This is a genomic window from Bacteroidota bacterium, assembly GCA_016722375.1.
GTDB lineage: Bacteria > Bacteroidota > Bacteroidia > Chitinophagales > LD1 > Bog-950.
In genome coordinates, this window is sequence record JADKJG010000005.1 from 230,855 (window position 1) to 254,564 (window position 23,710).

A 23,710-nucleotide genomic window follows, 5' to 3' on the forward strand; every position below is an offset into this window, starting at 1 on the left:
ATGGAAACAGAATCAAAAACAAGTCCCACTATCATTATAATACTAGGTGCTACGGGGGATTTAACTTGGCGGAAACTGATTCCGGCAATTTACAACCTCTGGTTAGATAGGTGGATACCCGAAGAATTTGCAGTCATTGGGGTAAGCCGCAGTAAATATACAAACCTCGAGTTCGAAAAACATCTGCACGAAGGTGTAGATAAATTTTCACGAAGGGGAAAAACAAAGAAAGACGAGTGGGAATTTTTTTCTAAATACCTGACCTTCCAGCAAGGAGAATTTAATGCAGCCTCTACCTATTCTGCCATAAAAAAGCAAATAAAAACTCTCGAAAAAAAGTGGAATGCCACAGCCAATAGCATCTTTTATCTTGCTGTTCCGCCCAATGCATTCGAAGAAATCTCTTTGAGGATAGGATCGTCAGGGCTTGCAGAAAATAAGTCAAAAAGTCGCATTGTTATAGAAAAGCCTTTCGGACACGACTTGGAAAGTGCCATTAGCCTTAATGCCTTATTGCATTCTAATTTTGATGAATCACAGATTTATCGCATTGACCACTACTTGGGTAAAGAAACAGTACAAAATATTCTGGCATTCCGTTTTGCTAATGCATTATTTGAGCCGATCTGGAATCGGAATTATGTAGATCATATACAGATAACTGTGTCAGAAGAACTGGGCGTTGAACTTAGAGGAAATTATTATGAGACGGCAGGCGCACTTCGCGATATGATTCAAAACCACCTACTCCAGTTGATGTGTCTTATTGCCATGGAAGCGCCTATTTCTTTTGAAGCCGATGAAGTCCGTAATAAAAAAGTAGATGTATTGAATGCAATTAGAAAAATAAAACCGGAAGAAGTTCATAAAAATGCAGTAAGAGGCCAATACGGTAGTGGATGGGTAAAGGGCCACAAGGCTAAGGGTTATCGGCAGGAACCAGATGTGGCCAAGTCATCTAACGTAGAAACCTTTGCGGCAGTAAAATTTTATGTAGATAACTGGCGCTGGCAAGGAGTGCCTTTCTATGTTCGTACCGGAAAGCGAATGAACGAGATGATTTCCATGATTACTATTCAATTTAAACCGGTACCACATCATTCATTCCCAGTTGAAGCCATTGAAAATTGGCAACCTAACAAACTTATCCTTAATATCCAGCCTTGTATGGGAATAAGGTTAAGCTTCCAAGCAAAACAACCCGGGCTTAAAATGCTACTTAACCCCGTTCACATGGTGTTTAACTACCACGATACCTACACTGGTGGAACGCCAGAAGCGTATGAGACATTGCTGCTTGATATCTTCCAGGGAGATGCAACACTTTTTATGCGTGCGGACCAGGTAGAAGCAGCATGGTCAATACTAATGCCTGTAATAGATGCATGGAAAGCAAACACTTCTCCTAATTTTCCAACGTACGATGCCGGATCACAAGGACCTGAAGATGCAGACGCATTGATAGCGGTTGATGGGCACAATTGGATCGCAATACCTTTTGAAAAAGATGAACCTAAACCGACAGAATAATATAAACGTTTTTAAGACTGCAGCGGCTTTGGCGTATGCGACAGCCGATTTAATAGTGGAGATTTCAAAGCAGGCAGTTGAAAGCCGGGGGAAGTTTATTATATCCTTATCTGGAGGCACCACTCCCGAATATTTATATACTCTCTTAGCAAAGCCACCTTATCGAGATCAAATTCCATGGAACAAAACCTTCATTTTTTGGGGTGATGAACGTTTTGTGCCATCGAATAATAAGCTAAACAATGCCAATATGGCTAAAGCCCTATTGCTGGATCAAATTAATATCCCAACAATAAATATTTATCCGATTCCTGTTGATTTAGAGCCGGAAAAGGCTGCAAAAGAATATGCTAGCAGAATAAGTAAATTTTTTGGGAAAGATACACCTCGCTTTGATCTCATTTTTCTTGGCCTAGGTGAGAATGGTCACACCGCATCATTATTCCCCGGAAGTGATGTTGTTTTTGAAAACACACAATTGGTAAGGGAGGTGTTCGTAGCGGAGCAACATATGTTTCGTATTACTATGACTCCACCTTTAATCAACAAAGCACATAACATTGTTTTTCTTGTAGAAGGAGAAAATAAGGCAGAAATCTTAAAGACTGTCCTGAGTGGTCCACAACAGCCGGATAAATATCCTGCGCAGGTAATCAATGCGGAGGACGGCAACTTATATTGGTTTGTTGATAAAAAGGCGGCAGCGTTGTTGCCTACTAACATTGGGAAAGAACACTGTGTAAAATTAAGCGCACCTGCGAACATTCTTTCTTTATTAAAACGAGAAGGTAAAATGGATCTATTAAAAAAGTATAAGGAAGTTCGAAAATATTCAGAAGATATCTGCAAGCCGCTAAAAACGGAAGATTACGTCGTGCAACCTGTCGTAGACGTAAGCCCGCCCAAATGGCATATTGGCCATGTTACTTGGTTTTTTGAAACACTTATTCTGAAGGAATTTGCCAAGGATTATGTGGAATTTAATCCCCAATATAATTATGTCTTTAATAGTTATTATGAAACAATAGGTGCGAGAGTGATTCGCACAAACCGTGGAAACCTAAGCAGGCCTACTGTGGATGATATTTATGCATATAGAAAATATGTGGATGGTGCCATGATTAATTTTTTGCAAGAAGATATATCGAAGGATGTAGAAAAAATTCTGGTTTTAGGTTTCAATCATGAGCAGCAACACCAAGAGCTTTTACTGACAGACATTAAATATATTTTAGGAAACAATCCTTTATTTCCGGCGTATAAAAATTCAACAGATGAAAAGATAAAAAAAGAAGTTTCGCAAATAGGTTCTTTCATCAACATCGAAAAAGGCGTTTATGAAATTGGTTTTGAAGGAGATGGATTTTGTTATGATAATGAATTGAACAGACATCCGGTTTACCTAGTTGATTTTAGAATAGCAACCAGCTTGGTAACCAACGGAGAGTTCCTTGAATTCATAAATGCAGGTGGGTATAAAGATTTTAATTACTGGTATTCTGATGGATGGAACTGGGTAAAAACAAGACAATTTGAGGCTCCTTTATATTGGCATTTTATAGAAGGCAAATGGTATAACTATACCCTCGCTGGTTTGGTGCCGGTGAACATGGACGAACCCGTCTGTCACGTGAGTTTTTATGAAGCTACCGCTTATGCAACGTGGAAGGGAATGCGTTTGCCGACAGAGTTTGAATGGGAGATTGCTGCGAAACAGTTTGATTGGGGTAGGCGCTGGGAATGGACTAACAGCGCTTATCTTCCCTATCCTGGATTTTCGAAAGCACCCGGTGCCATCGGCGAGTACAATGGTAAATTTATGGTAAATCAAATGGTATTACGTGGTGCATCAGATGCGACTCCATTAGGCCATAGTAGAATCACTTATCGCAATTTTTTTCAACCTGAATTACGTTGGCAATATACCGGCATACGATTAGCCCAATAAAAAAATCATGAACAATTTTTTACAAAATGTGCTGAAAGGGTTACAATCTTCACCTAAATATTTAGACTCGAAATATTTTTATGATAAAAAAGGGGATGAACTATTTCAAAAAATAATGACAAGCGATGAGTATTATCTTACTGATTGTGAGATGGAAATATTTTCCACACAAACTGCTGAAATAGCAGATTCTGTTTCGAATGGGTACAAGCAATTGGATGTGATTGAATTTGGTGCGGGTGATGCTACCAAGTCGTTGCACCTATTAAAAGAGTTATTGAAAAGGAAGGCAATAGCCACTTATTTTCCGATAGATATTTCAGACCATATCATTGATTTTCTAAACAAGACATTACCACCTATATTGCCGGGGCTCAACATACACGGCTTAAATGGTGAATACTTCAGTATGTTGTCTAAAGCAAATGAAATTTCAAACAATAGGAAATTGGTATTGTTTTTAGGAGCCAACATTGGCAATTTTAAATCCAATGAGATGCCGCAGTTTTGCCACCGATTGTGCAACGAACTGTCAGAAGGAGATTTTGTAATAATAGGATTTGACCTTAAGAAACATCCTAGGAAAATACGCGATGCCTATGATGATGCACATGGATTTACCCGCCAGTTTAACCTGAACCTGTTAACCCGTATCAACAGTGAATTAAATGGAAATTTTAATATCAAACTGTTTGATCATTATGAGTCTTATGATCCGGACAATGGCGCATGTAAAAGTTATCTCGTGTCATTGAAAAAGCAGGATGTTTGTATTGGTGATAACAATTTATTCAATTTTGAAAAAAACGAAACTATCCTAATGGAAATATCGCAGAAATATTCGATTGAAGTGATTGAAAGAACTGCATTGGAGTCGGGATTTACGCCTGTTGCTTGTTTTTTTGACAGCAACAACTATTTTACTGATGTGATATGGCGGGTGAACAGGGCTGTGGCCTCGGCGGAGATTATTGAGTAGAAATCTGGAGGGGTTTAAATACCACAACTAAATAAAAATGAGATGATTATAAATCCCCTAGCAGGTAAACCTGCAGAACAGAGCGTCTTAGTAAATGTTCCTCGTCTTGTTACTGCCTATTATGTTGGGAAACCTGATCCTAATTTATCAAGCCAGCGAATTGCATTTGGCACTTCTGGTCATCGAGGCTCTTCATTAAAAAATTCGTTTAATGAAAACCATATCCTTGCCATTACACAAGCTATTTGCTTTTACCGAAAAGAACAAAAGATTAACGGCCCTTTATATCTTGGTTTTGATACACATGCACTCTCAGCACCTGCCTTTGCTACTACCATGGAAGTGCTGGCTGCAAACAATATTGAAGTAATGATTGCTGCGGGAGATGAATACACACCAACTCCCGTGATCTCTCATGCAATCTTGCAATATAATATTGGTCGAAAAATTGGTCTGGCAGATGGCATTGTAATTACGCCATCTCACAATCCGCCTGATGATGGAGGGTTTAAATATAACCCACCCAATGGTGGTCCTGCATCAGGCGCCGTTACCAATTGGATAGAAGCTGAAGCAAACAAATTGCTGCAAAGCAATCTTTCGTTAGTAAAAAGGGTTTCTTTTACTAAAGCCTTAAATGCGACTACAACTCACCGCCATGACTATCTCAATACCTACATTAGAGATATGGGAAACGTCATCAACATGGATATCATCCGCGATTCAAATATCAACATAGGTGTTGATCCGCTGGGTGGCGCTGGTGTTCATTATTGGGAACCCATTGCAGAACACTATAGGCTCAATCTGAACATTGTAAATAAAATCGTTGATCCTACGTTTAGTTTCATGACCGTAGATTGGGACGGGCAAATCCGCATGGATCCCTCTTCTTCCTATGCTATGCAACGGTTGATTGCGATGAAAGATCGCTATGATATTTCCTTTGCTTGTGATACAGATCATGACCGGCATGGGATCGTTACAAAAAGTTCCGGGCTGTTAAATCCTAATCATTATTTATCTGTGGCTGTTTTTTATCTACTGCGGCATCGTCCGGATTGGAATAAAAATGCCGCTATTGGCCCGACTGTTGTCCCCACTCACCTCATTGATCGTATAGCAGAGAAATTGGGACGAGAAGTTTATAATGTGCCTGTTGGATTCAAATGGTTCGTTGATGGCTTGTTAAATTCATCCCTTTGCTTTGGTGGAGAAGAAAGCGCAGGCGCTTCTTTTTCCAGATTGAATGGTAGCGTCTGGACTACAGATAAAGATGGATTTATTCCCACATTGCTATCCGCAGAAATAACAGCAAAGGTTGGAAAAGATCCTGGCATCATATATAATGAACTTTCAAAGGAATTCGGGGAACCTTTTTATGACCGCATAGAAGCAACTGCAACTCCTGAGCAAAAGGAAAAATTAAAAAAGATTTCAGGGGCAAAAATAAGACACAAGGACCTTGCCGGGGAAGAAATTAAGCTTATATTGACCAACTCACCTGGCAATAATGCATCAATAGGCGGGGTAAAAGTGGTGACAGAAAATGGGTGGTTTGCGGCACGACCTTCTGGTACTGAAGCTATTTATAAAATATACGCTGAAAGCTTTTTGAGCAAAGATCACCTAAAAAGAATTATAGAAGAGGCGCAATCCATTGTCAATGCTGTGCTAAAGATGAATTAAACGAGCATATGAAATTTAAACTGACCCCTGTAGCGCATGATCTCATATCCAGAATAAGGGTGTTTTTTAAGATGGGCGATGATAATCTCAACCACTTAAACGAAGAACCCATGCAGGAGGAGCTGTTCAGTTCTGATCAAATGGAACACTTTGGCAAGACCCTTGCGAAAAGGCACGAGGTAAGTACAAAACCGACAAGAGATCATCTTTTGAAAAGGCTTGCAAGCAATGAAATCGTTTTACAGGAAGTAAGAAAACTGTTAACGGAATCCATAAAAAAAAACTATCCGGTAACTCCGGCTGGTGAATGGCTAATAGATAATTTCTATCTCATAGAAGAGCATATTCGGCTTGCTAAAATTCATTTCCCCAAGAATTATAGCGAGGATTTGCCTCAGGTTATAGAAGGAACGTCTTCAGGGATTACACGTAGTTATGATATTGCTATCCAGATAATTTCTCATAGTGATGGAAGAATAGATATGGAAAGCCTTAGCCGTTTTGTGAAGGCCTATCAGACAATCACCAATTTAAAATTGGGCGAATTATGGTCTATTCCGATTATGATTCGCCTAGCACTTATTGAAAATATCAGGCGGGTTTCTGCCCGTATTGCAATTGACAAAGTTGACAGGAACCTTGCAGATTACTGGGCAAAAAGGATGATTGAAATTGCAGAGAAAACACCTAAAGAACTAATACTGGTATTAGCCGATATGGCAAGGTCGAACCCACCTATTAAGGGTGCATTTGTTTCCGAATTAATTCGCCAGTTACGTGGAAAAGGCGCTGAACTGGCATTAGTGCTTAACTGGTTAGAACAGCAATTATCCGGAAAAGGATTGAAAAGCACCGAATTGGTTAATGCTGAAATTCAAAAACAGACGGCAGACCAGATATCTATAAGTAACAGCATTGGAAGTCTTCGGTTACTCGGAGCAATTGATTGGAGAATCTTTGTGGAATCACACAGCATTGTTGAAAAAATATTATTACAGGATTATGATGGGATTTATGGGTTAATGGATTTTGACACCCGAGACCGTTATCGTCATGTGGTGGAAAGCCTTTCAAAGAAAAGCAAATTAAGTGAAGAGGAAGTTGCCCGCATTGCCATACAATTAATGCAGGAGAGTGCACAAACGCCTAGTAGCGATCAAAGCGCTACACATGTAGGCTACTATCTGATAGGGCAAGGATTGGAACAAACAAAAAGAACTGCAAAAATAAACTCGTCTGGTATCCGAAAGATGCAGGACAGTATTCAAAAGCATGGTTTCCTCTATTATTTATTATTTATTTTACTTATAACCATCGGTATAGCCGCTGCCATCTTTATCAAATTACATATAGAGATAAATAACACATGGCTGCTTCTGTTTATTAGCATTCTTGTCCTGTTTAGTGCGAGCCAGCTTGCCGTTTCGGTAGTTAATTTTTTTGCTACGTTACTGGTTAAGCCCAACCTCCTGCCTAGGATGGATTATTCGACAAGAATTCCTGCTTCATCTAGTACATTGGTTGTAATTCCGGCAATGCTTACAACTGTTGCCGAAGTAGAAAATTTAGTGGAGGATTTGGAAGTTAGGTTTTTGGCTAACAGGAAAGACAATTTGTATTTTGGCCTATTAACAGATTTTACCGATGCTTTGCATGAAACACTTTTTGATGACCAGGTACATTTAGATACTGCAAAGAATGGAATTGAAGCACTGAATAAAAAATATCAAAGGGGGAATAACGATCTGTTCTTTCTCTTTCATAGGCCTCGAAAATGGAATCCTCAGGAAAATGTATGGATGGGCTACGAAAGAAAACGTGGTAAACTTTCAGATCTAAACGCCCTATTAAGGGGAATTTCAAAAGAACCTTTTTCATTAATTACAGGTGACCAATCTATTTTTCCGAAAATAAAATATGTAATTACATTAGATGCCGACACCCAATTGCCGCTTAATTCTGCATGGAAATTAATCGGAACAATGGCACATCCTTTGAACCGAGCTTGGTACCATGAGAAAAAGAAGCGGGTAACAAAAGGATATGGAATCTTGCAGCCAAGGATAAGTATTAGTTTACCCGACATAACCGGTTCAAGATATACACGAATGCATGGAAATGAACCTGGCATTGACCCTTATACTCGTGCAACTTCGGATGTTTATCAGGATTTATTTGGAGAGGGCTCTTATATTGGAAAGGGCATTTATGATGTTGACATATTCCAAAAAGTACTTAATGGAAGGTTTCCAGAAAACCGCATTCTTAGCCACGATCTTTTAGAAGGTTGCTACATTCGATCTGGGCTCTTGAGCGATGTTCAGCTGTTTGAGAAATACCCAACAACGTATAGTGCAGATATGAAAATCCGCCAACGTTGGGTACGTGGTGACTGGCAGATTTTTTTCTGGATTTTACCCTGGGTGCCCGGTCTAGGAAATCAATTGTATAAAAATCCCATTTCTGCATTATCCCGCTGGAAAATATTCGACAATATGCGGCGAAGTCTTGTTTCTATTGCGCTAACTGTATTATTGCTATTGGCATGGATTGTTCTTCCATCTCTTTTATTCTGGACGATTACTATTTCCGGGATTATTGTTTTCCCCATCTTTATCACCTCACTCTGGGATACTCTTAGGAAGCCGAAAAATGTGTTACTAAGGTATCACGTTAGAAATTCTTATCAAAATCTCAGAGAAGTTACTGTCAATACTCTGTTCACGCTCATTTGCCTTCCCTATGAAGCATTTGCAAATTTGAGGGCAATCATTCAGACACTATGGAGAATGATCATTTCAGGAGAAAAGTTACTGGAATGGAATCCGTCATCCCATACTAAAAAGGCAGATCAATCCAGTTTACGTATCTCATACACCGTTATGTGGGTAGAGCCTGTTCTTACTGTAGTTGTCTTTGCCTTCTTAGTATTTTATACTCCTCAAAAGTTGATTTTAGCATCGCCTATATTGTTGGTGTGGTTCATTGCTCCTTATATTGCTTGGTTTACCAGTAAACCCATAGAGAAACCGGTTGCTACACTTTCTGATAATCAAAATATATTTCTCCAAAAACTTGCCAGAAAAACATGGAGTTACTTTGAGCACTTCGTTGTTGCAGAGGACAATTATTTGCCGCCTGATAATTTCCAGGAACAACCTGTTGAATCAATTGCCCATCGCACTTCTCCCACCAATATTGGTCTCTCATTATTGGCCAGCTTAAGCGCCTGCGAATTTGGGTATATAACTACTCGCCAGTTAATTGAACGCACAAGAAATACGATCAACTCGATGGAGAAAATGGAACGGTATAACGGCCATTTTTATAATTGGTACGATACGGAAACGCTTCAACCACTTCAACCAAAATATATTTCTACTGTTGACAGCGGAAATCTCGCGGGGCATTTGCTAGTATTAAGACAGGGCTTATTGGCATTGCCTCATCAAAAAATTATAAGTCTAAAGTTATTCGAAGGTCTTCGTGATACATTCCTGGTACTATCGGATACGATAGCTGAAAAAAATATTGAGTTGCTGGAACAGCTTGCCATTGACCTAGATGCAATCTGTACTACAGAGATAACAGCTTTATATGAAATACAGAAGCTTCATGAAGATTTGGTTAGAAAATTAAATCCCATAGTTGAAGGACTAAATGGCGACTCGAACAGTGAAACAGTTCGATGGAAGCAACTGCTTATTAAACAATTAGATCAGGTAAATCAATGCTTTATAATTTTTACTCCCTGGTATTTATTGCAGGCTTCTTCTTCATTCAAGGATATTATCTGCCCCGATATAAATACTACCTGGAATGAACTATTAAGAAAGACAAGAGACTTGCAAACCGAGGTAACGGGTAGGCAAAAAGACAATAGCACTTCAGATGAAAACCACCGGCTTGAAATAATACAAGCAGCCTTAACCAAATCAATTGGTCAAACACGCGAATTAATTACTGCATCTGAGAAACTTTCACAGAAATGCTATCAGTTGGCAGACATGGAATGGGATTTTTTATATGATAAGTCAAGTCATCTGTTTAGCATTGGTTACAATGTGCAGGATCATCGTATAGATGCAAGTTATTATGATCTGCTCGCATCCGAAGTTAGGCTATGTATTTTTGTATGTATAGCTCAAGGAAAGCTTCCGGAAGAAAGTTGGTTCGCATTACGGCGCTTACTAACAAATATTAATGGTCATTCTATACTCTTATCATGGAGTGGTTCCATGTTTGAATACTTAATGCCACTTTTAGTGATGCCTACTTTTGAAAATACCTTGCTTGATCAAACTTATAAAGCAGCGGTAGACTGGCAGATTAAATATAATAAAAAAGCAGGTAGGCCTTGGGGTATCTCTGAATCGGGCTACAATTTGATTAATACTAGTTCCAACTATCAATACCGTGCATTTGGTGCTCCCGGACTTGGGTTGAAACGAGGACTGGAAGAAGATACAGTAATTGCTCCTTATGCATCCGTATTGGCACTGATGGTAGCACCTGAAAAAGCATGTGAAAACATGGAACTATTAAGTAAAAATGGAATGGAAGGAAAATATGGGTTTTATGAAGCGGTAGATTATACGCCATCACGGTTACAGCGGGGGCAATCAAGCGCTATTGTTTATTCATTTATGGCGCATCACCACGGGATGAGTCTGCTATCATTAGCCTACCTGCTTCAGGATAAACCGATGCAAAAACTGTTTGAATCGGAACCACAGTTTAAAGCAACACTTTTATTGTTACAGGAAAGGACTCCAAAAGCAACTTCGTTTTTTACACACACTACAGACATAGCAGAGATTAGCCTTGCAACAGGTGGCCAAGAAACACGAATCATCACTGTTCCAGACACTTCTATACCTGAAGTGCAATTATTGTCCAATGGACGATATCATGTGATGGTAAGTAATGCTGGAGGGGGTTACAGTCGTTGGAAAGACCTTGCGGTTACTCGCTGGCACGATGATGTTACCTGCGATAACCGAGGCACCTTTTGTTATATCCGCGATTTAGAAAGCGAAATTTATTGGTCTAATACCCACCAACCCACACTTAAAAATGCAGATAAATATGAAGTAGTTCATTCGCAGGGTCGTGTTGATTTTCATATCACTCAACATGAAATAGATGTCCGCACGGAAATTGTTGTTTCGCCTGAAGACGATATAGAGATGCGTAGATTGCACGTGACAAACGGTTCCGGTATTCGCAAAACATTAGAGATTACCAGTTATGCAGAAGTGGTACTGGCCTCCGCTGCATCGGATTTAATAGCTCCGGCTTTCAGCAATCTTTTTGTTCAAACAGAAATTATTCCTCATCAAAATACAATCTTATGCACCCGCAGACCGAGGTCTGCGGAAGAAACTCCTCCATGGATGTTTCATTTGATGGCCTCAGAAGGAAAAGCTGTTGATGAAATCTCCTATGAAACAGACCGGATGGCATTTATTGGTCGTGGCAACTCCATCGTCAATCCGCAAGCCATGAAACAGGAGAAGCTTAGCGGGAGTCAGGGATCAGTATTGGACCCTATTGTTGCCATCCGTTTTAGAATAACTATTGAGCCTGAAGAGACCGTAACTATTGATATGGTTACCGGCGTTGCAGATACGAGAGAAATTTGCCAGAATTTGATAAACAAATATTATGATAACAAAGCTCATAAAGACCGAGTATTTGAAATGGCCTGGTCACATAGTCAGGTAGTTCTTCACCATATAAATGCTTCCGAAAGGGATGCGCAACTATATGGTCGTTTGGCAAGTTCAATTCTATTTCCGAATGCTTTGTTTCGTGCCGACCCTGCTATTCTAATCAACAATCATCAACAACAATCTGGTTTATGGAAATATGCTATTTCGGGTGATTTACCTATTGTTCTTTTAAAGGTTGAAAGCCAGGAGAACATGCCATTGATAAAGCAAATGATTCAGGCACATGCTTACTGGCGTTTGAAAGGGCTCATGGTGGATCTTGTTATTTGGAACGAAATGCATTATGGTTACCGGCAAGAGTTTCATGATGATATTCAGGCGCTTATTCCGACAGAATTAAATGGAAAAAAGGGAGGCATTTTTATAACTGCTTCCGACCAAATACCAAATGAGGATCGTATTTTATTTCAAACAGTAGCTCGTATTATTATTTCCGATAGTGGTGGGTCATTCACAGATCATGTTAATAGAAAGGAACTTAAGAAAGTGACTATTCCATTTATTAACAGAAGCGAAACATATCCACTCTCTACGGCTTCCATTCAGTTGCCACAAGGACTTATCTTTTTTAATGAATTAGGAGGGTTTTCACCAGATGGGAAAGAATATTTTATTAAAACAGATAACAAAAACAAAACGCCGGCTCCCTGGGTAAATGTAATTGCGAATCCAAATTTCGGAACGGTTATTTCAGAAAGTGGATCGGCATATTCATGGACTGAAAACGCACACGAATTAAGACTTACATCATGGAGTAATGATCCTGTATCGGATACTAGCGGAGAGGCCTTTTACTTAAGGGATGAAGAAAGCGGTCATTTTTGGTCTACTGCTTTGCTGCCCGCTGGTGGTCTATCACCGTATATTACCCGTCACGGATTTGGTTATAGTGTTTTTGAACATATTGAAGATGGCATCCATTCGAAAATGACCGTGTTCGTGGATATAGAGTCCGCAGTGAAATTTACCATTTTAAAAATACGGAATCAATCAGGAAGATTGCGTAATCTATCTGCTACCGGTTATGTTGAATGGGTGTTAGGAGATAACCGGACGAAAACTGCCATGTATATTCGAACAGAGATGGACCCGGATAGTGGAGCACTTTTTGCGAAGAATCCATATAGCACGGAGTTTAACAGCAGAGTGGCTTTTTTTGATGTTGATTCTTTAAAAAAAACCTTTACCGGTGATCGCACAGAATTTCTGGGCCGCAACGGCAATCTGCAAAATCCCGATGTCATGTCCCGTTTAAAACTTTCCGGAAAAATCGGACTTGGTTTAGACCCCTGCGCTGCGATACAAGTTCCTTTCATTATACCAGATGGTGAAGAACTGGAAATTGTTTTCAGACTTGGAGCAGGCAAAGATTCGAAAGAAGCAAGTTCCATAGCCAAACAATTCAAGGGAAAAGAAATAGCCACGGAGGCATTGGAAAAAGTAAAAAAATATTGGACAGAAACCGTTGGAGCTTTACAGGTAGAAACTCCAGATGCCGCCATCAATATTATTACCAACGGCTGGCTTACTTATCAAACACTCTCCTCACGACTGTGGGGTAGAAGTGGGTTTTATCAGTCCGGAGGTGCTTTTGGTTTCAGAGATCAGTTGCAGGATGTGATGTCGCTGATCCACACAAAACCTGAACTTGCCCGCGAACAGATATTGCTTTCTGCTTCCCGGCAATTTAAAGAGGGTGATGTACAGCATTGGTGGCATCCGCCTAGCGGGCGCGGTGTACGCACCCGTATTTCAGATGATTATCTCTGGCTGCCATTTGTAGTAACTTTTTACATTAAACATACCGGTGATGTTGCAGTGCTGGATGTATTAATTGATTTTCTCGATGGGCGTCCGTTAAATCCGGAAGAAGAATCCTATTACGATCTTCCACTTAATGCTAACGCCCCTGCCACCTTGTATGGGCATTGTGTTCAGGCAATAAAACATGGGCTCCGTTTTGGCGAAAAGGGGCTGCCATTAATTGGTACTGGCGATTGGAATGATGGCTTTGACAAAGTAGGGCAGCATGGCAAAGGCGAAAGCGTATGGCTGGCGTTCTTTCTTTATGATATCTTGAATCGTTTTGCAGATACTGCAACTTTGCACAAGGATCAAACGTTTGCGGATACCTGTAAAAATGAGGCGCAAAAATTAAAAGTGAATATTGATAAAACTGCCTGGGATGGCGAATGGTATAAACGTGCCTGGTTTGATGACGGAACACCACTGGGATCTAAAACTGATGAAGAATGTAAAATTGATTCTATTGCTCAAAGCTGGTCTGTTTTGTCGGGTGGAGGCAATGAAAGCCTAGTTCATACTGCTATGGAGTCAGCCTATAAAAATCTAGTACAAAAAGATGTGGGGCTTATTAAGTTGCTAGATCCTGCGTTCGATAAGTCCAACCTGAATCCGGGTTATATTAAAGGATATATACCCGGTGTAAGAGAAAATGGCGGTCAATATACGCATGCTGCTATCTGGATGATCATGGCATTTACTAAACTAGGGAATAATGAACGTGTCTGGGAATTATTAAACATGATCAATCCCGTTAATCATGGCAAAACAGCAGAGAGAATCGCTATCTACAAGGTAGAACCCTATGTGCTAGCGGCTGATGTATATTCACGCGAACCCCATGCCGGACGTGGTGGATGGACTTGGTACACCGGTTCTGCCAGTTGGCTGTATCGTTTAATTACAGAGTCATTTCTTGGGTTACAAAAGGAGGGAGATAAATTGAGATGTACTCCCTGTATTCCAGACGAATGGGAGTCATTTAAAGCACGCTACCGGTATAAAAGTACGTTCTATCATATCGAAGTAATGCGGGTCCCTGCTGGCGAAAAAATGTCCGTAACGGTTGATGGAGTGAAGCAGGATGAAAATGTAATTGCTCTTATAGATGACCAAGCTGAACATGAGGTACTAGTAACCATTAGTAAAGGGATTAAGAATGACATGGAGGATAAAATCACTTAAACGTATTTCATATCTACGAACAAAAAATTGGTCGAGTAGAAATTAAAATGATAAAGATTGTAACCTTTTTACCACAGCCCTACTCTATTGGGGGGTAGATTCTAAATTTTATTCAGTTAACCTTCAAAATTCAATAAAAATGAAAAACAATAAAAAAGTAGTCCTTGCAGTGAGTGTTGCTCTGTTCTCACTTGTATCTTTGTCTCCAGTATTCGGGCAGGAAAAAACAACACTTTCTGATGCGGAGATAGCCTCCGTAGCCGTAGTCGCTAATCAGAACGATATTGATTTCGCTCAAATAGCGAAGCAAAAGTCGCACGACGCGAAAGTGTTGGAGTTCGCCAATACAATGATAAAGGATCATAAGTCGGTCATTGATTTGGCAGTGGCGTTGGTTACAAAGTTGCACGTAACTCCCAAAGACAATGCGGTAAGTAAAAAGATGCTTTCCGATGCAGAGAAAACAAAGGAAATGCTCAATTCAAAATCTAGCAAAGAATTTAATAAAGCCTATGTTGACAACGAGGTAACCTATCACAAAGCGGTGATTGCGGCGGTTAAAACCGTCTTGATACCTCAATCTCAAAACGGTGAGTTGAAAGCTTTGCTGCAAAAAGTAGTACCTATTCTTGAAGCCCATTTGGAGCATGTTATGATGACTCAAAAACAAATAAAATAGGACATGAAGGGCTTGATTTCCATGAAAAACGGTATCTTCTTTTTATTAGCAGTGGTTTCGTTGGTGGCTTGCAACAGCGGTCAGGCGGGTCAGGCCCCGCGGGCCTATGTTGTTGAGATTAAAGATATGCAATTTCAGCCTGCCATACTCACGCTAAGCAAAGGAGATACCGTAACATGGGTCAATGAAGACATTGTGGCGCATAACGTGACACAAAAGGATGCTGCTTGGGCGTCTCCAACTTTGCCTCCCGAAGCTACTTGGCAAAAGGTGATTAATAGCAGTGATCCTTACTATTGCAGCATCCATATTAATATGAAAGGAGAGCTGGTAGTGAAATAATTAGATGAGTAATATGTTGGCATCAGATAAAAAAGAAGATTATTCGTGAAAGAACCGATACAGTATACGGATTCAGAAATTATACAAAAGGTAGTAGAAGGGGAAACAGAATTGTACGAATTGTTGATTCGACGCTATAACCCCTACTTGTACAAAGTTGGAAGGTCTCAGGATTATAATCATGAAGACACGCAGGACCTGATGCAAGATACCTATGTTGATGCCTTTATCGGCTTATCCAAGTTTGAAGATCGTTCGACTTTCAAAACCTGGATAGTCAAAATAATGCTGAATAATTGTTTTAGAAAACGGCAAAAATGGAATTTCAAAAACATAACCTACACCGAAATAAGTGAACAATCAACCCCTGTTTTTTCTGATAGTCAACGATTAGAAACCAATAAAACAGTTATGAATAGAGAATTGAGTTCTGTCATAGAAAATGCGTTGTTGCAGATACCAATAGAGTATCGCGTGGCTTTTATCTTACAGGAGGTAAACGGGCTAAAGGTGAAAGAAGTAGCAGATGCGTTAGACATCAGCGAAGCAAATGTGAAGGTCAGATTTAGCAGAGCAAAAGCTATGTTGAGAAAAGAAGTAGCCAAATCCTATTCACCCGAAGAAATTTTTGAATTCAACCTGATTTATTGTGACGTAATGGTAGCAAGGGTGATGGACAAAATCAAAAAACTTGGCTTATAGTTTCTTATGATGCTACGATTGAATTGATCGGCAATGATTTCATGAAGAGCTCGCCGGGGACATCCATCTGCGATGATATTTTTATTTTTGATAGTCTTCTCATGGTTAAATCAATGCATTGATAAACTATTAAAAATTTAAAGAATGAAAGCAAGATTGAATTACGCTACGGTTGATCCCGATGCCTTAAAGGCTATGTTGGGGGTTGAAAAATATGCAGCGAACTCCGGATTAGAACACTCCTTATATGAGTTAGTAAAAACAAGAGCATCCCAGATAAACGGATGTGCCTATTGTCTGGACATGCACACCAAAGATGCCCGCAAGGCGGGAGAAACCGAACAACGCTTATATGCGTTGAGCGCCTGGCGAGAGACCCCTTTCTATAGTGAACGAGAGCGTGCGGCACTGGCCTGGACGGAGGCAGTAACATTGATTTCGCAAAATGATATACCGGACTCGCTTTACCAAGCCACTTGCAAATATTTTAGTGAAAAGGAATTGGTAGCGCTTACAATGGCTATTATAGCTATAAACGGATGGAACCGCTTAGCTATAAGTTTTCGTACCGTACCCGGTTCTTATGAACCCTGACAAAACGAGATGTTTTGAAAACATAGACAAGTGAAAATTGAGAAGACGATTGCTGTGGTAACCGGTGCCGGTAGTGGATTAGGCGCTGCCTTTGCCAGTGCTTTGGTCCATAAAGGAGCAGTGGTTTATGGTCTTGGCAGAAATATGGAGAAACTCCATGCCCTTCACCACACCTTGGGAGATTCATTTATACCTATTGGCATAGACATTACCGACCAAACAGCAATCAACGATTGGGTAAACAAAACCTTTTCCGATTCCTGTGTTCCGAATATTCTCATCAACAATGCCGGGGTGGGCTATTTGAAGAAGATAGAAGAACTTTCGTTGGCGCACTGGCATGAGATGATCAACACTAACTTAAACGGACTATTCTATCTGACCTCCTCTATAGTTCCGATCATGAAGCGAAATCGGAATGCTTACCATATTATCAATATCGGTTCCACCCTGGGAAAAACAACGAGCTCAGATAGTGCTGCCTACTCTGCTACTAAATATGGATTGCAGGGCTTTAGCGAAGCCTTATTCAAAGAGCTGCGCTCATTCAATATCAAAGTAACCTGCGTTAATCCGGGAAGTATAGACACGCATTTTTTTGAAGATTCGGGGATAAAACCACATCACCGCATGTTGCAACCTAACGACATCGCTGCTTTAGTCATGCATATTTTAGAAACCCCCGATAATTTATTAGTTGATGAAATTACGTTGCGCCCTTTAATGCCAAACGCCAGTGAATAATCACTCCTTTCAAGCAACCGGTGGAGAGCCGAGACGGCGCGTACTATACAACTACAAACAAGTCATCTCTTTCGCTCTTCTAAAATTATTTTTTGTCACTGGAGAGATTATGCAATAATGTACTAAGCCTTGAATGCTGTTTATAATATAGATACAACAAGTCCGCACAATTATCTTCATTTGCAGACTATTAGGGTTCGATGGTGTCACCATATCTGTTCTAAAGAATTTTTACTAAAGATTGGTGGATTCCAAAATCCCCGGGTAAAGAATGAGTATACAACTTTAGTTGGCCTTCACGCTCGCATTAGTGCTTTTTGGCGCGGTGCGTTATTCTTGTATAGTCACAACGATTGCTTTTTTGAAAGCAGGAGAAAAAGAAATTCAGGGGCTTGTTGATCCGGCAAACCCACTGTAACTAAAAGATGACAAGTCAACATGAAATTTAATCAAAACAACTCCTCCACACGGAGCGGAGTATTAATAACCATTTATCAACTATAAATCACAGCTACTATGAAACAACAATCCATTCTACTATTTTTTCTCGTACTGGCAGGTCTAGCAGCCATCGTCTTTATCTATGTTTATCTATCGTCCAAAAATGTGAAGTCGGAAGAACAGGGAATGGCCAATCCTTTAAAAAAACGATTTTGGTTTATCCTGATCCTGTTTGTGATACTGGGAATCTTTGCCACGGTTACTATTCCCAAATCCCCTTACTATCTTTTTGAAAACGAAACACCGGCAAAGGTGGTTTATGTATCGGCTATGCAATTTGCCTTCGTGATGTCAGAAAAGGCCATAGATCCTCTACGACCTTCGGGACAAGCAATTGAATTACCGGTCAACCAGTTGATTGAGTTTAGGGTGACCAGCACAGACGTAAATCACGGGTTTGCCATTTATAACGGAGAAGGCACTTTACTGACACAGACTCAGGCTATGCCCGGCTATGTCAATCGGCTGCGCTATAAATTCAGCGAGCCGGACACCTACAAAATCTTCTGTCTGGAATATTGCGGAATGGCTCATCAGGGCATGGCATCCTCATTCATTGTTAAATAGATCATCAAAAAAATAGAAACTATGGAATCAATTAAGTCAAAAAAAATCACAGCAGTTTGGATTATAACGATACTCACCTTGTTCGTGGTCAGTATTGTTTTGGGTATTCTAATGCGGCTCAATCAAGGCGGCATGATAGAACAAACACCGGTCGCATTTTATGTCAATATGACCACGCACGGCGTAACCATGATTGGAATTTGGTTTGTGGCAGGCATGGTGTCCGTCAATTTTCTAATGCAGCGCTATGTAAAGACCAGCTACACTATTAATATGCTTGCCTTAATACTGACGGTTATCGGGGTACTGATGCTCTGGACCTCTACCTTTATCGGTAAGTTTCACGCGGGATGGACTTTCCTTTATCCTTTACCGCTCAAGGTGATGTGGGCAAAATGGGCTACTCCCGTATTTTATCTTTCCCTAACTATTTTGGCGGTGGGATGGCTGATCTGGTGTCTAAGTCTCATCGCGCAGATACTTAAAAAATACTCCCTATCAGAGGCATTTGCCTGGCAGCATTTTAAAAAGAACCCGAAAGTAGAGACGCCTCCTTTCATACTCATCAGCATGATTACGCTCGTGGGCATCACCACTTGCCTGATAGCCGCAGCAGTGCTGGTGGCGCTCACGGCTGCCGAATATTTTTCAAATGGCGCTTTTGTAAATGATGCGTTGTTAATGAAAAACCTCACCTATTTCTTCGGACATACCATTGCCAACGAGATGCTCTATTTGGGGCTCGCGGTTATCTATGAACTGTTTCCCGAAATTAGCGGAAGACCGAAATGGAAAACTACTTGGTATGTAGCGGTAGCATGGAACTGCACACTGGTATTTATTCTCACTGCTTTTTTGCACCATTTATACATGGATTTTGTGCAGCCCGAAGGTTTGCAAATTGTGGGCCAGTTTGCCTCCTATTTAGCCAGCTTACCGGCTGCCGGAGTGACCGTGTTCAGTATTTTTATAGCTGTTTATCGCACCAAGATCAATTGGTCTTTGCCCAACCTATTATTTTTTATCGGCGTTGCCGGATGGGTGATTGGCGGTATGGGTGCAGTCATTGATGCCACCATCAGCAATAACATAGTGCTGCATAACACTTTATGGGTACCGGCACACTTCCACACCTACAACGCTATGGGAAATGTATTATTCAGTCTGGGCTTCTTCTATTGGTTTGCCACTTTGGGTACGGAGAAAATAAACATGGGAAAATACACCAAGGTGGTATTGACCTTACTTCTTATAGGGGGCATCGGATTTCTTTTAGCTTTCTATCTCGGCGGGGCCGACTCTATTCCGCGCCGATACAGCAACTATCCGGCAGAACTTGCTTTGGGTGCGCCTTTGGCTACCATAGGAGCCGCCTTTGCCTCCATCTATTTAATTGCGATTCTGATTTTCTTCTTTACTATTTCTAAAGGATGTGTCAAAATACTCTCCTCACCATCTTCCTGATCGGTGGGGGCTTTCTTGCCATAGGGCAGACTGCTTCATCCCCCATTGGAGAGGAGACAAACATTTATCAAAAAATATACAACGCGCCGTTCGTTACAACCGATACCCCAACCGTTTCAATCAGCGAACTGTACCAAAAAAAACCGCTGTTGCTTGGGCGTATCTTTACGCGCTGTTCGGGGGTATGCAATCCGTTTTTATTGCAGCTAAAAGAAGCCTTGCCGCTTGCCGGCAATAACAATTCGGTGAACGTGCTGATTGTCAGTTTTGATCCGCGAGACAGCGTGAACAACATGAACCTATTAGCTCAAAAATTGGCTTTAGAAAATAACGAGCAATGGACCTTTGCCATAACAGACAGTATAGACCGGCTCACCCAATCCATTGGATTCTATCCGGTGTGGGACAGTGTAAAACAGCAATACGATCACGATGCCCTTTTGGTGGGGATCAATAAAGATGGATACATCACCAAGAAGCTGATAGGGCTTCGGTCTGCAAACGATTTGAGCCTGTTAATCGGCAGCGTCCATAATATTTTCTCCCCTACCTATCGCTTGCCGGGGAAAAATGATTTGTTCTCTTGCTTTAATTATGACCCTACCACCGGCAAAAACACGCCCGGCCTAGGACTGCTTTTCATAGCGCTTCCGGCGGTGATCACCGTGTTGCTGCTCGCCTTGATCAGCTATCTGGTTCGGAATAAAGCCAACGACACGACTGTTACAAGCTAATGACAGCGCTGCGGTAACCATACGTATTTTAAAAACCTCCTGGCTATTTATCCGTAGGCTAATTTGCGCTGCCGACTTTCATCTCGGCCACTGCCGTATAACGATCCCTATAAAGCACCGGACAGAGAGGAAGCAAATCCCGAATTTTTTCTGCTAGACGGGAAACAAACTGCTCTTCCTTCTATCACAAAGCCACTGTCCGTAACCGAGCCTATCACCTATTAATATGTTGCTCCTTAAATACCGTATAAAATACTCATACGACAGACTCTTCCAATTAATTTCCCTTAAAGGCCTCCTTATCTACACCATATTCTTGGGTATTTCTGCCGCTAACTTGCCTGTTTCCGTGGCGGACTTGCCTATTTCTGACACAGATTTGCCTATTTCCGCCTCAGAAATAGCTATTTCTCTCACAGACTTACCTATTTCCGTGATGGACTTCCCTATTTCTGCGCCGGACTTAGGTATTTCTGTGTTGGACTTCCCTAATTTCGCGGCGACTTGTCCTAATTCCGTCACGAACTTCCCTCATTCTGTCGCGGTTTTGCCTCATTCTGTGACAGAATGAGTCTGGATATTTGCGGAAAATCCATGAATTAACAGAAAAATACGAAAGGATGGCATATTATGATTGTTTTAATTCATGTTTGATGGAAAAGCTGAAAGAGGTGAAATACAATCTGTCTCTTCCGCTTATCTATCATAGATGTTTGGCATAAGATAAACTAGCTCCTGTTTTTGATCGAATGACATAATCCTCTGTAAGTGATCTATTTAGGGACTGAATAGTTTGGAAACTATGAATCTATATAGCTCGGATAAGCAGCAAGAAGATAGGAGAAATAAAGAGTCCTTTGGGTGACCTCGATTTGTAAAAATTATAAATTTGCTTGGCTGGGATACCTGCACCCTTTGGGGAAAGAGATGCGGGCATAAACAAGTTATGCCTCACCCTAAAAGACGACAGTGCTAACATTAGACAGACAAACGAGAAATAAATACCAACGCTTCGCAAAATAAAAAGAGAAGCAACGCCACCCATAAAGCCGACACACAATTGCTTCACATTTTATTTTGCCCAACCACACCATTGACCGCTTGACGTTTGTGAATAACTTTTTGTGGACTTTTATTGTCCATAAATTTCCAATTTATATCTTTGGACAAAAATTGTCCTGATGCTAGCTAAACAGAAATTCAAGTCATTTGGGGAACACCTCCGAACATTGAGAGCAGAAACGGGGTTGCCTTTGAGAGAAGTTGCATCTCAGCTTGGCATTGACCCTTCGCTACTTGCAAAGATTGAACGCAACGAAAGACAACCGACCAAACAACTCATCAAAGAAGTAGCAAGCTATTTCAAGGTTGACTTGAAAGAATTACAAAACGAATTTCTAAGCGACCAAATCGCTTACAAAATTTTAGACGAAGAAGCGGACTTAGAAATTTTGAAAGTGGCAGAACAAAAAGTATCTTACTATAAAACACAACGCAATGGGTAAAACATTAATAAGAAACACAGAACTCCCGACATTTTTTGGTGAAGTGCAACTGAAAGGTGAACGCTTACTTGCTGACTTTTCACAAAAGCAAAACGAAGAACCAATTTTGTTTTACCAGCACCCACACGGAGAACTTTGGCAAGGCAATAGTATTGCTTGGCTCAAATCGTTGCAGACAGAAAGTGTTGATTTAATTTTTGCCGACCCACCTTACAACATAAAGAAAGCAGATTGGGACACATTTGAAAGTCAAGAGCAATACATAAAATTTTCGATGCACTGGATTGAACAAGCTGCAAGAGTTTTGAAACCGACAGGCACACTTTTCATTTGCGGTTTCTCTGAAATTCTTGCAGACTTAAAACATCCGGCTTCAAAACTTTTTAAATCGTGCAGATGGATTATTTGGAATTACAAAAACAAAGCAAACCTCGGAAGTGATTGGGGACGAAGCCACGAAAGTATTTTGCATTTTCGTAAGACAAAAAATTTTACCTTCAACATTGACGAGATCCGTATTCCATACAGCGAACACACTTTGAAATATCCGAGCCATCCGCAAGCGGAGACAAGTCAATACAACAACGGAAAAAATGGAAATCATATTTGGGAACCAAATCCGCTTGGAGCAAAACCAAAAGATGTTTTAGAAATTCCACAAGACATTATTGAAGTGCCAACAACTTGTAACGGGATGCACGAAAAGACTCCACACCCAACACAGAAGCCGGAAGAACTTTTACGAAAAATTATTTTGGCATCATCCAACATTGGCGACACAGTGCTTGACCCATTTTGCGGAAGTGGAACAACTCCTGTTTGTGCAGAGCAACTTCAACGCAAATGGTTGTCTTGCGACTTATCGCCAGAGTATTTGGATTGGGCATCAAATCGAATTGAATTAGTTGAAGATTGGAGCATTGACAAATGGATTAAATATGATTTTGAAAATCAAAAAAGACGCAACTCTATAAGATGACATGCGAAGCATTCACGAACACCTTTAAAA

The 23,710-nt window shown here is 40.6% G+C and carries 16 protein-coding genes; all 16 read left to right on the plus strand.

Annotation, left to right across the window (positions count from 1 at the left end; translation table 11 throughout):
• The 16 genes from zwf to IPP77_08475 all read left to right on the plus strand — a co-directional run bounded on the left by zwf (position 1) and on the right by IPP77_08475 (position 23,680).
• Positions 1–1,530 (plus strand): glucose-6-phosphate dehydrogenase, encoded by a 1,530-nt coding sequence (zwf, locus tag IPP77_08400; GenBank protein MBL0309679.1) that lies wholly within the window; start codon positions 1–3, stop codon positions 1,528–1,530.
• On the plus strand, positions 1,499–3,478 hold the full coding sequence (gene pgl / locus IPP77_08405; GenBank protein ID MBL0309680.1) for a 6-phosphogluconolactonase: 1,980 nt from the start codon (positions 1,499–1,501) through the stop codon (positions 3,476–3,478). Before zwf ends, pgl begins: the two co-directional genes overlap by 32 nt.
• 7 nt (positions 3,479–3,485) lie before the next feature.
• Positions 3,486–4,457, plus strand: coding sequence for an L-histidine N(alpha)-methyltransferase (locus IPP77_08410; GenBank protein MBL0309681.1), 972 nt, complete (start codon positions 3,486–3,488; stop codon positions 4,455–4,457).
• Between the two features lie 42 nt (positions 4,458–4,499).
• On the plus strand, positions 4,500–6,146 hold the full coding sequence (locus tag IPP77_08415) for an alpha-D-glucose phosphate-specific phosphoglucomutase (protein MBL0309682.1): 1,647 nt from the start codon (positions 4,500–4,502) through the stop codon (positions 6,144–6,146).
• A 71-nt stretch (positions 6,147–6,217) separates the two neighbouring features.
• On the plus strand, positions 6,218–14,869 hold the full coding sequence (locus IPP77_08420) for a cyclic beta 1-2 glucan synthetase (protein MBL0309683.1): 8,652 nt from the start codon (positions 6,218–6,220) through the stop codon (positions 14,867–14,869).
• 139 nt (positions 14,870–15,008) lie between these two features.
• A complete protein-coding gene (locus tag IPP77_08425) occupies positions 15,009–15,548 on the plus strand; it encodes a DUF4142 domain-containing protein (GenBank protein MBL0309684.1) in 540 nt (179 codons plus the stop codon).
• 3 nt (positions 15,549–15,551) lie between these two features.
• Positions 15,552–15,890 (plus strand): cupredoxin domain-containing protein, encoded by a 339-nt coding sequence (locus tag IPP77_08430; protein ID MBL0309685.1) that lies wholly within the window; start codon positions 15,552–15,554, stop codon positions 15,888–15,890.
• 45 nt (positions 15,891–15,935) lie between these two features.
• On the plus strand, positions 15,936–16,592 hold the full coding sequence (locus IPP77_08435) for a sigma-70 family RNA polymerase sigma factor (protein MBL0309686.1): 657 nt from the start codon (positions 15,936–15,938) through the stop codon (positions 16,590–16,592).
• 144 nt (positions 16,593–16,736) lie between these two features.
• On the plus strand, positions 16,737–17,186 hold the full coding sequence (locus IPP77_08440) for a carboxymuconolactone decarboxylase family protein (GenBank protein MBL0309687.1): 450 nt from the start codon (positions 16,737–16,739) through the stop codon (positions 17,184–17,186).
• 30 nt (positions 17,187–17,216) lie between these two features.
• Entirely contained in the window at positions 17,217–17,930 is a 714-nt protein-coding gene (locus IPP77_08445; GenBank protein MBL0309688.1) for an SDR family oxidoreductase, read from the plus strand.
• Positions 17,931–18,557: 627 nt separating this feature from the next.
• A complete protein-coding gene (locus IPP77_08450) occupies positions 18,558–18,998 on the plus strand; it encodes a cytochrome C oxidase subunit II (GenBank protein ID MBL0309689.1) in 441 nt (146 codons plus the stop codon).
• A gap of 21 nt (positions 18,999–19,019) precedes the next feature.
• Positions 19,020–20,462: a cbb3-type cytochrome c oxidase subunit I gene (locus tag IPP77_08455; protein MBL0309690.1), complete on the plus strand. Its 1,443-nt coding sequence runs from the start codon at positions 19,020–19,022 to the stop codon at positions 20,460–20,462.
• The gene (locus IPP77_08460) at positions 20,429–21,196 is read left to right on the plus strand and encodes an SCO family protein (GenBank protein MBL0309691.1); all 768 of its coding nucleotides are present in this window, start codon (positions 20,429–20,431) and stop codon (positions 21,194–21,196) included. The genes IPP77_08455 and IPP77_08460 overlap by 34 nt, the downstream gene beginning before the upstream one ends.
• 316 nt (positions 21,197–21,512) lie before the next feature.
• A complete protein-coding gene (locus tag IPP77_08465; protein MBL0309692.1) occupies positions 21,513–21,767 on the plus strand; it encodes a hypothetical protein in 255 nt (84 codons plus the stop codon).
• A 610-nt stretch (positions 21,768–22,377) separates the two neighbouring features.
• Positions 22,378–22,701: a helix-turn-helix transcriptional regulator gene (locus tag IPP77_08470; protein ID MBL0309693.1), complete on the plus strand. Its 324-nt coding sequence runs from the start codon at positions 22,378–22,380 to the stop codon at positions 22,699–22,701.
• Positions 22,694–23,680 carry a site-specific DNA-methyltransferase gene (locus IPP77_08475; protein ID MBL0309694.1) on the plus strand — a complete coding sequence of 329 codons (987 nt, stop codon included), beginning with the start codon at positions 22,694–22,696 and terminating at the stop codon, positions 23,678–23,680. Before IPP77_08470 ends, IPP77_08475 begins: the two co-directional genes overlap by 8 nt.
• Positions 23,681–23,710: the final 30 nt, after the last annotated feature.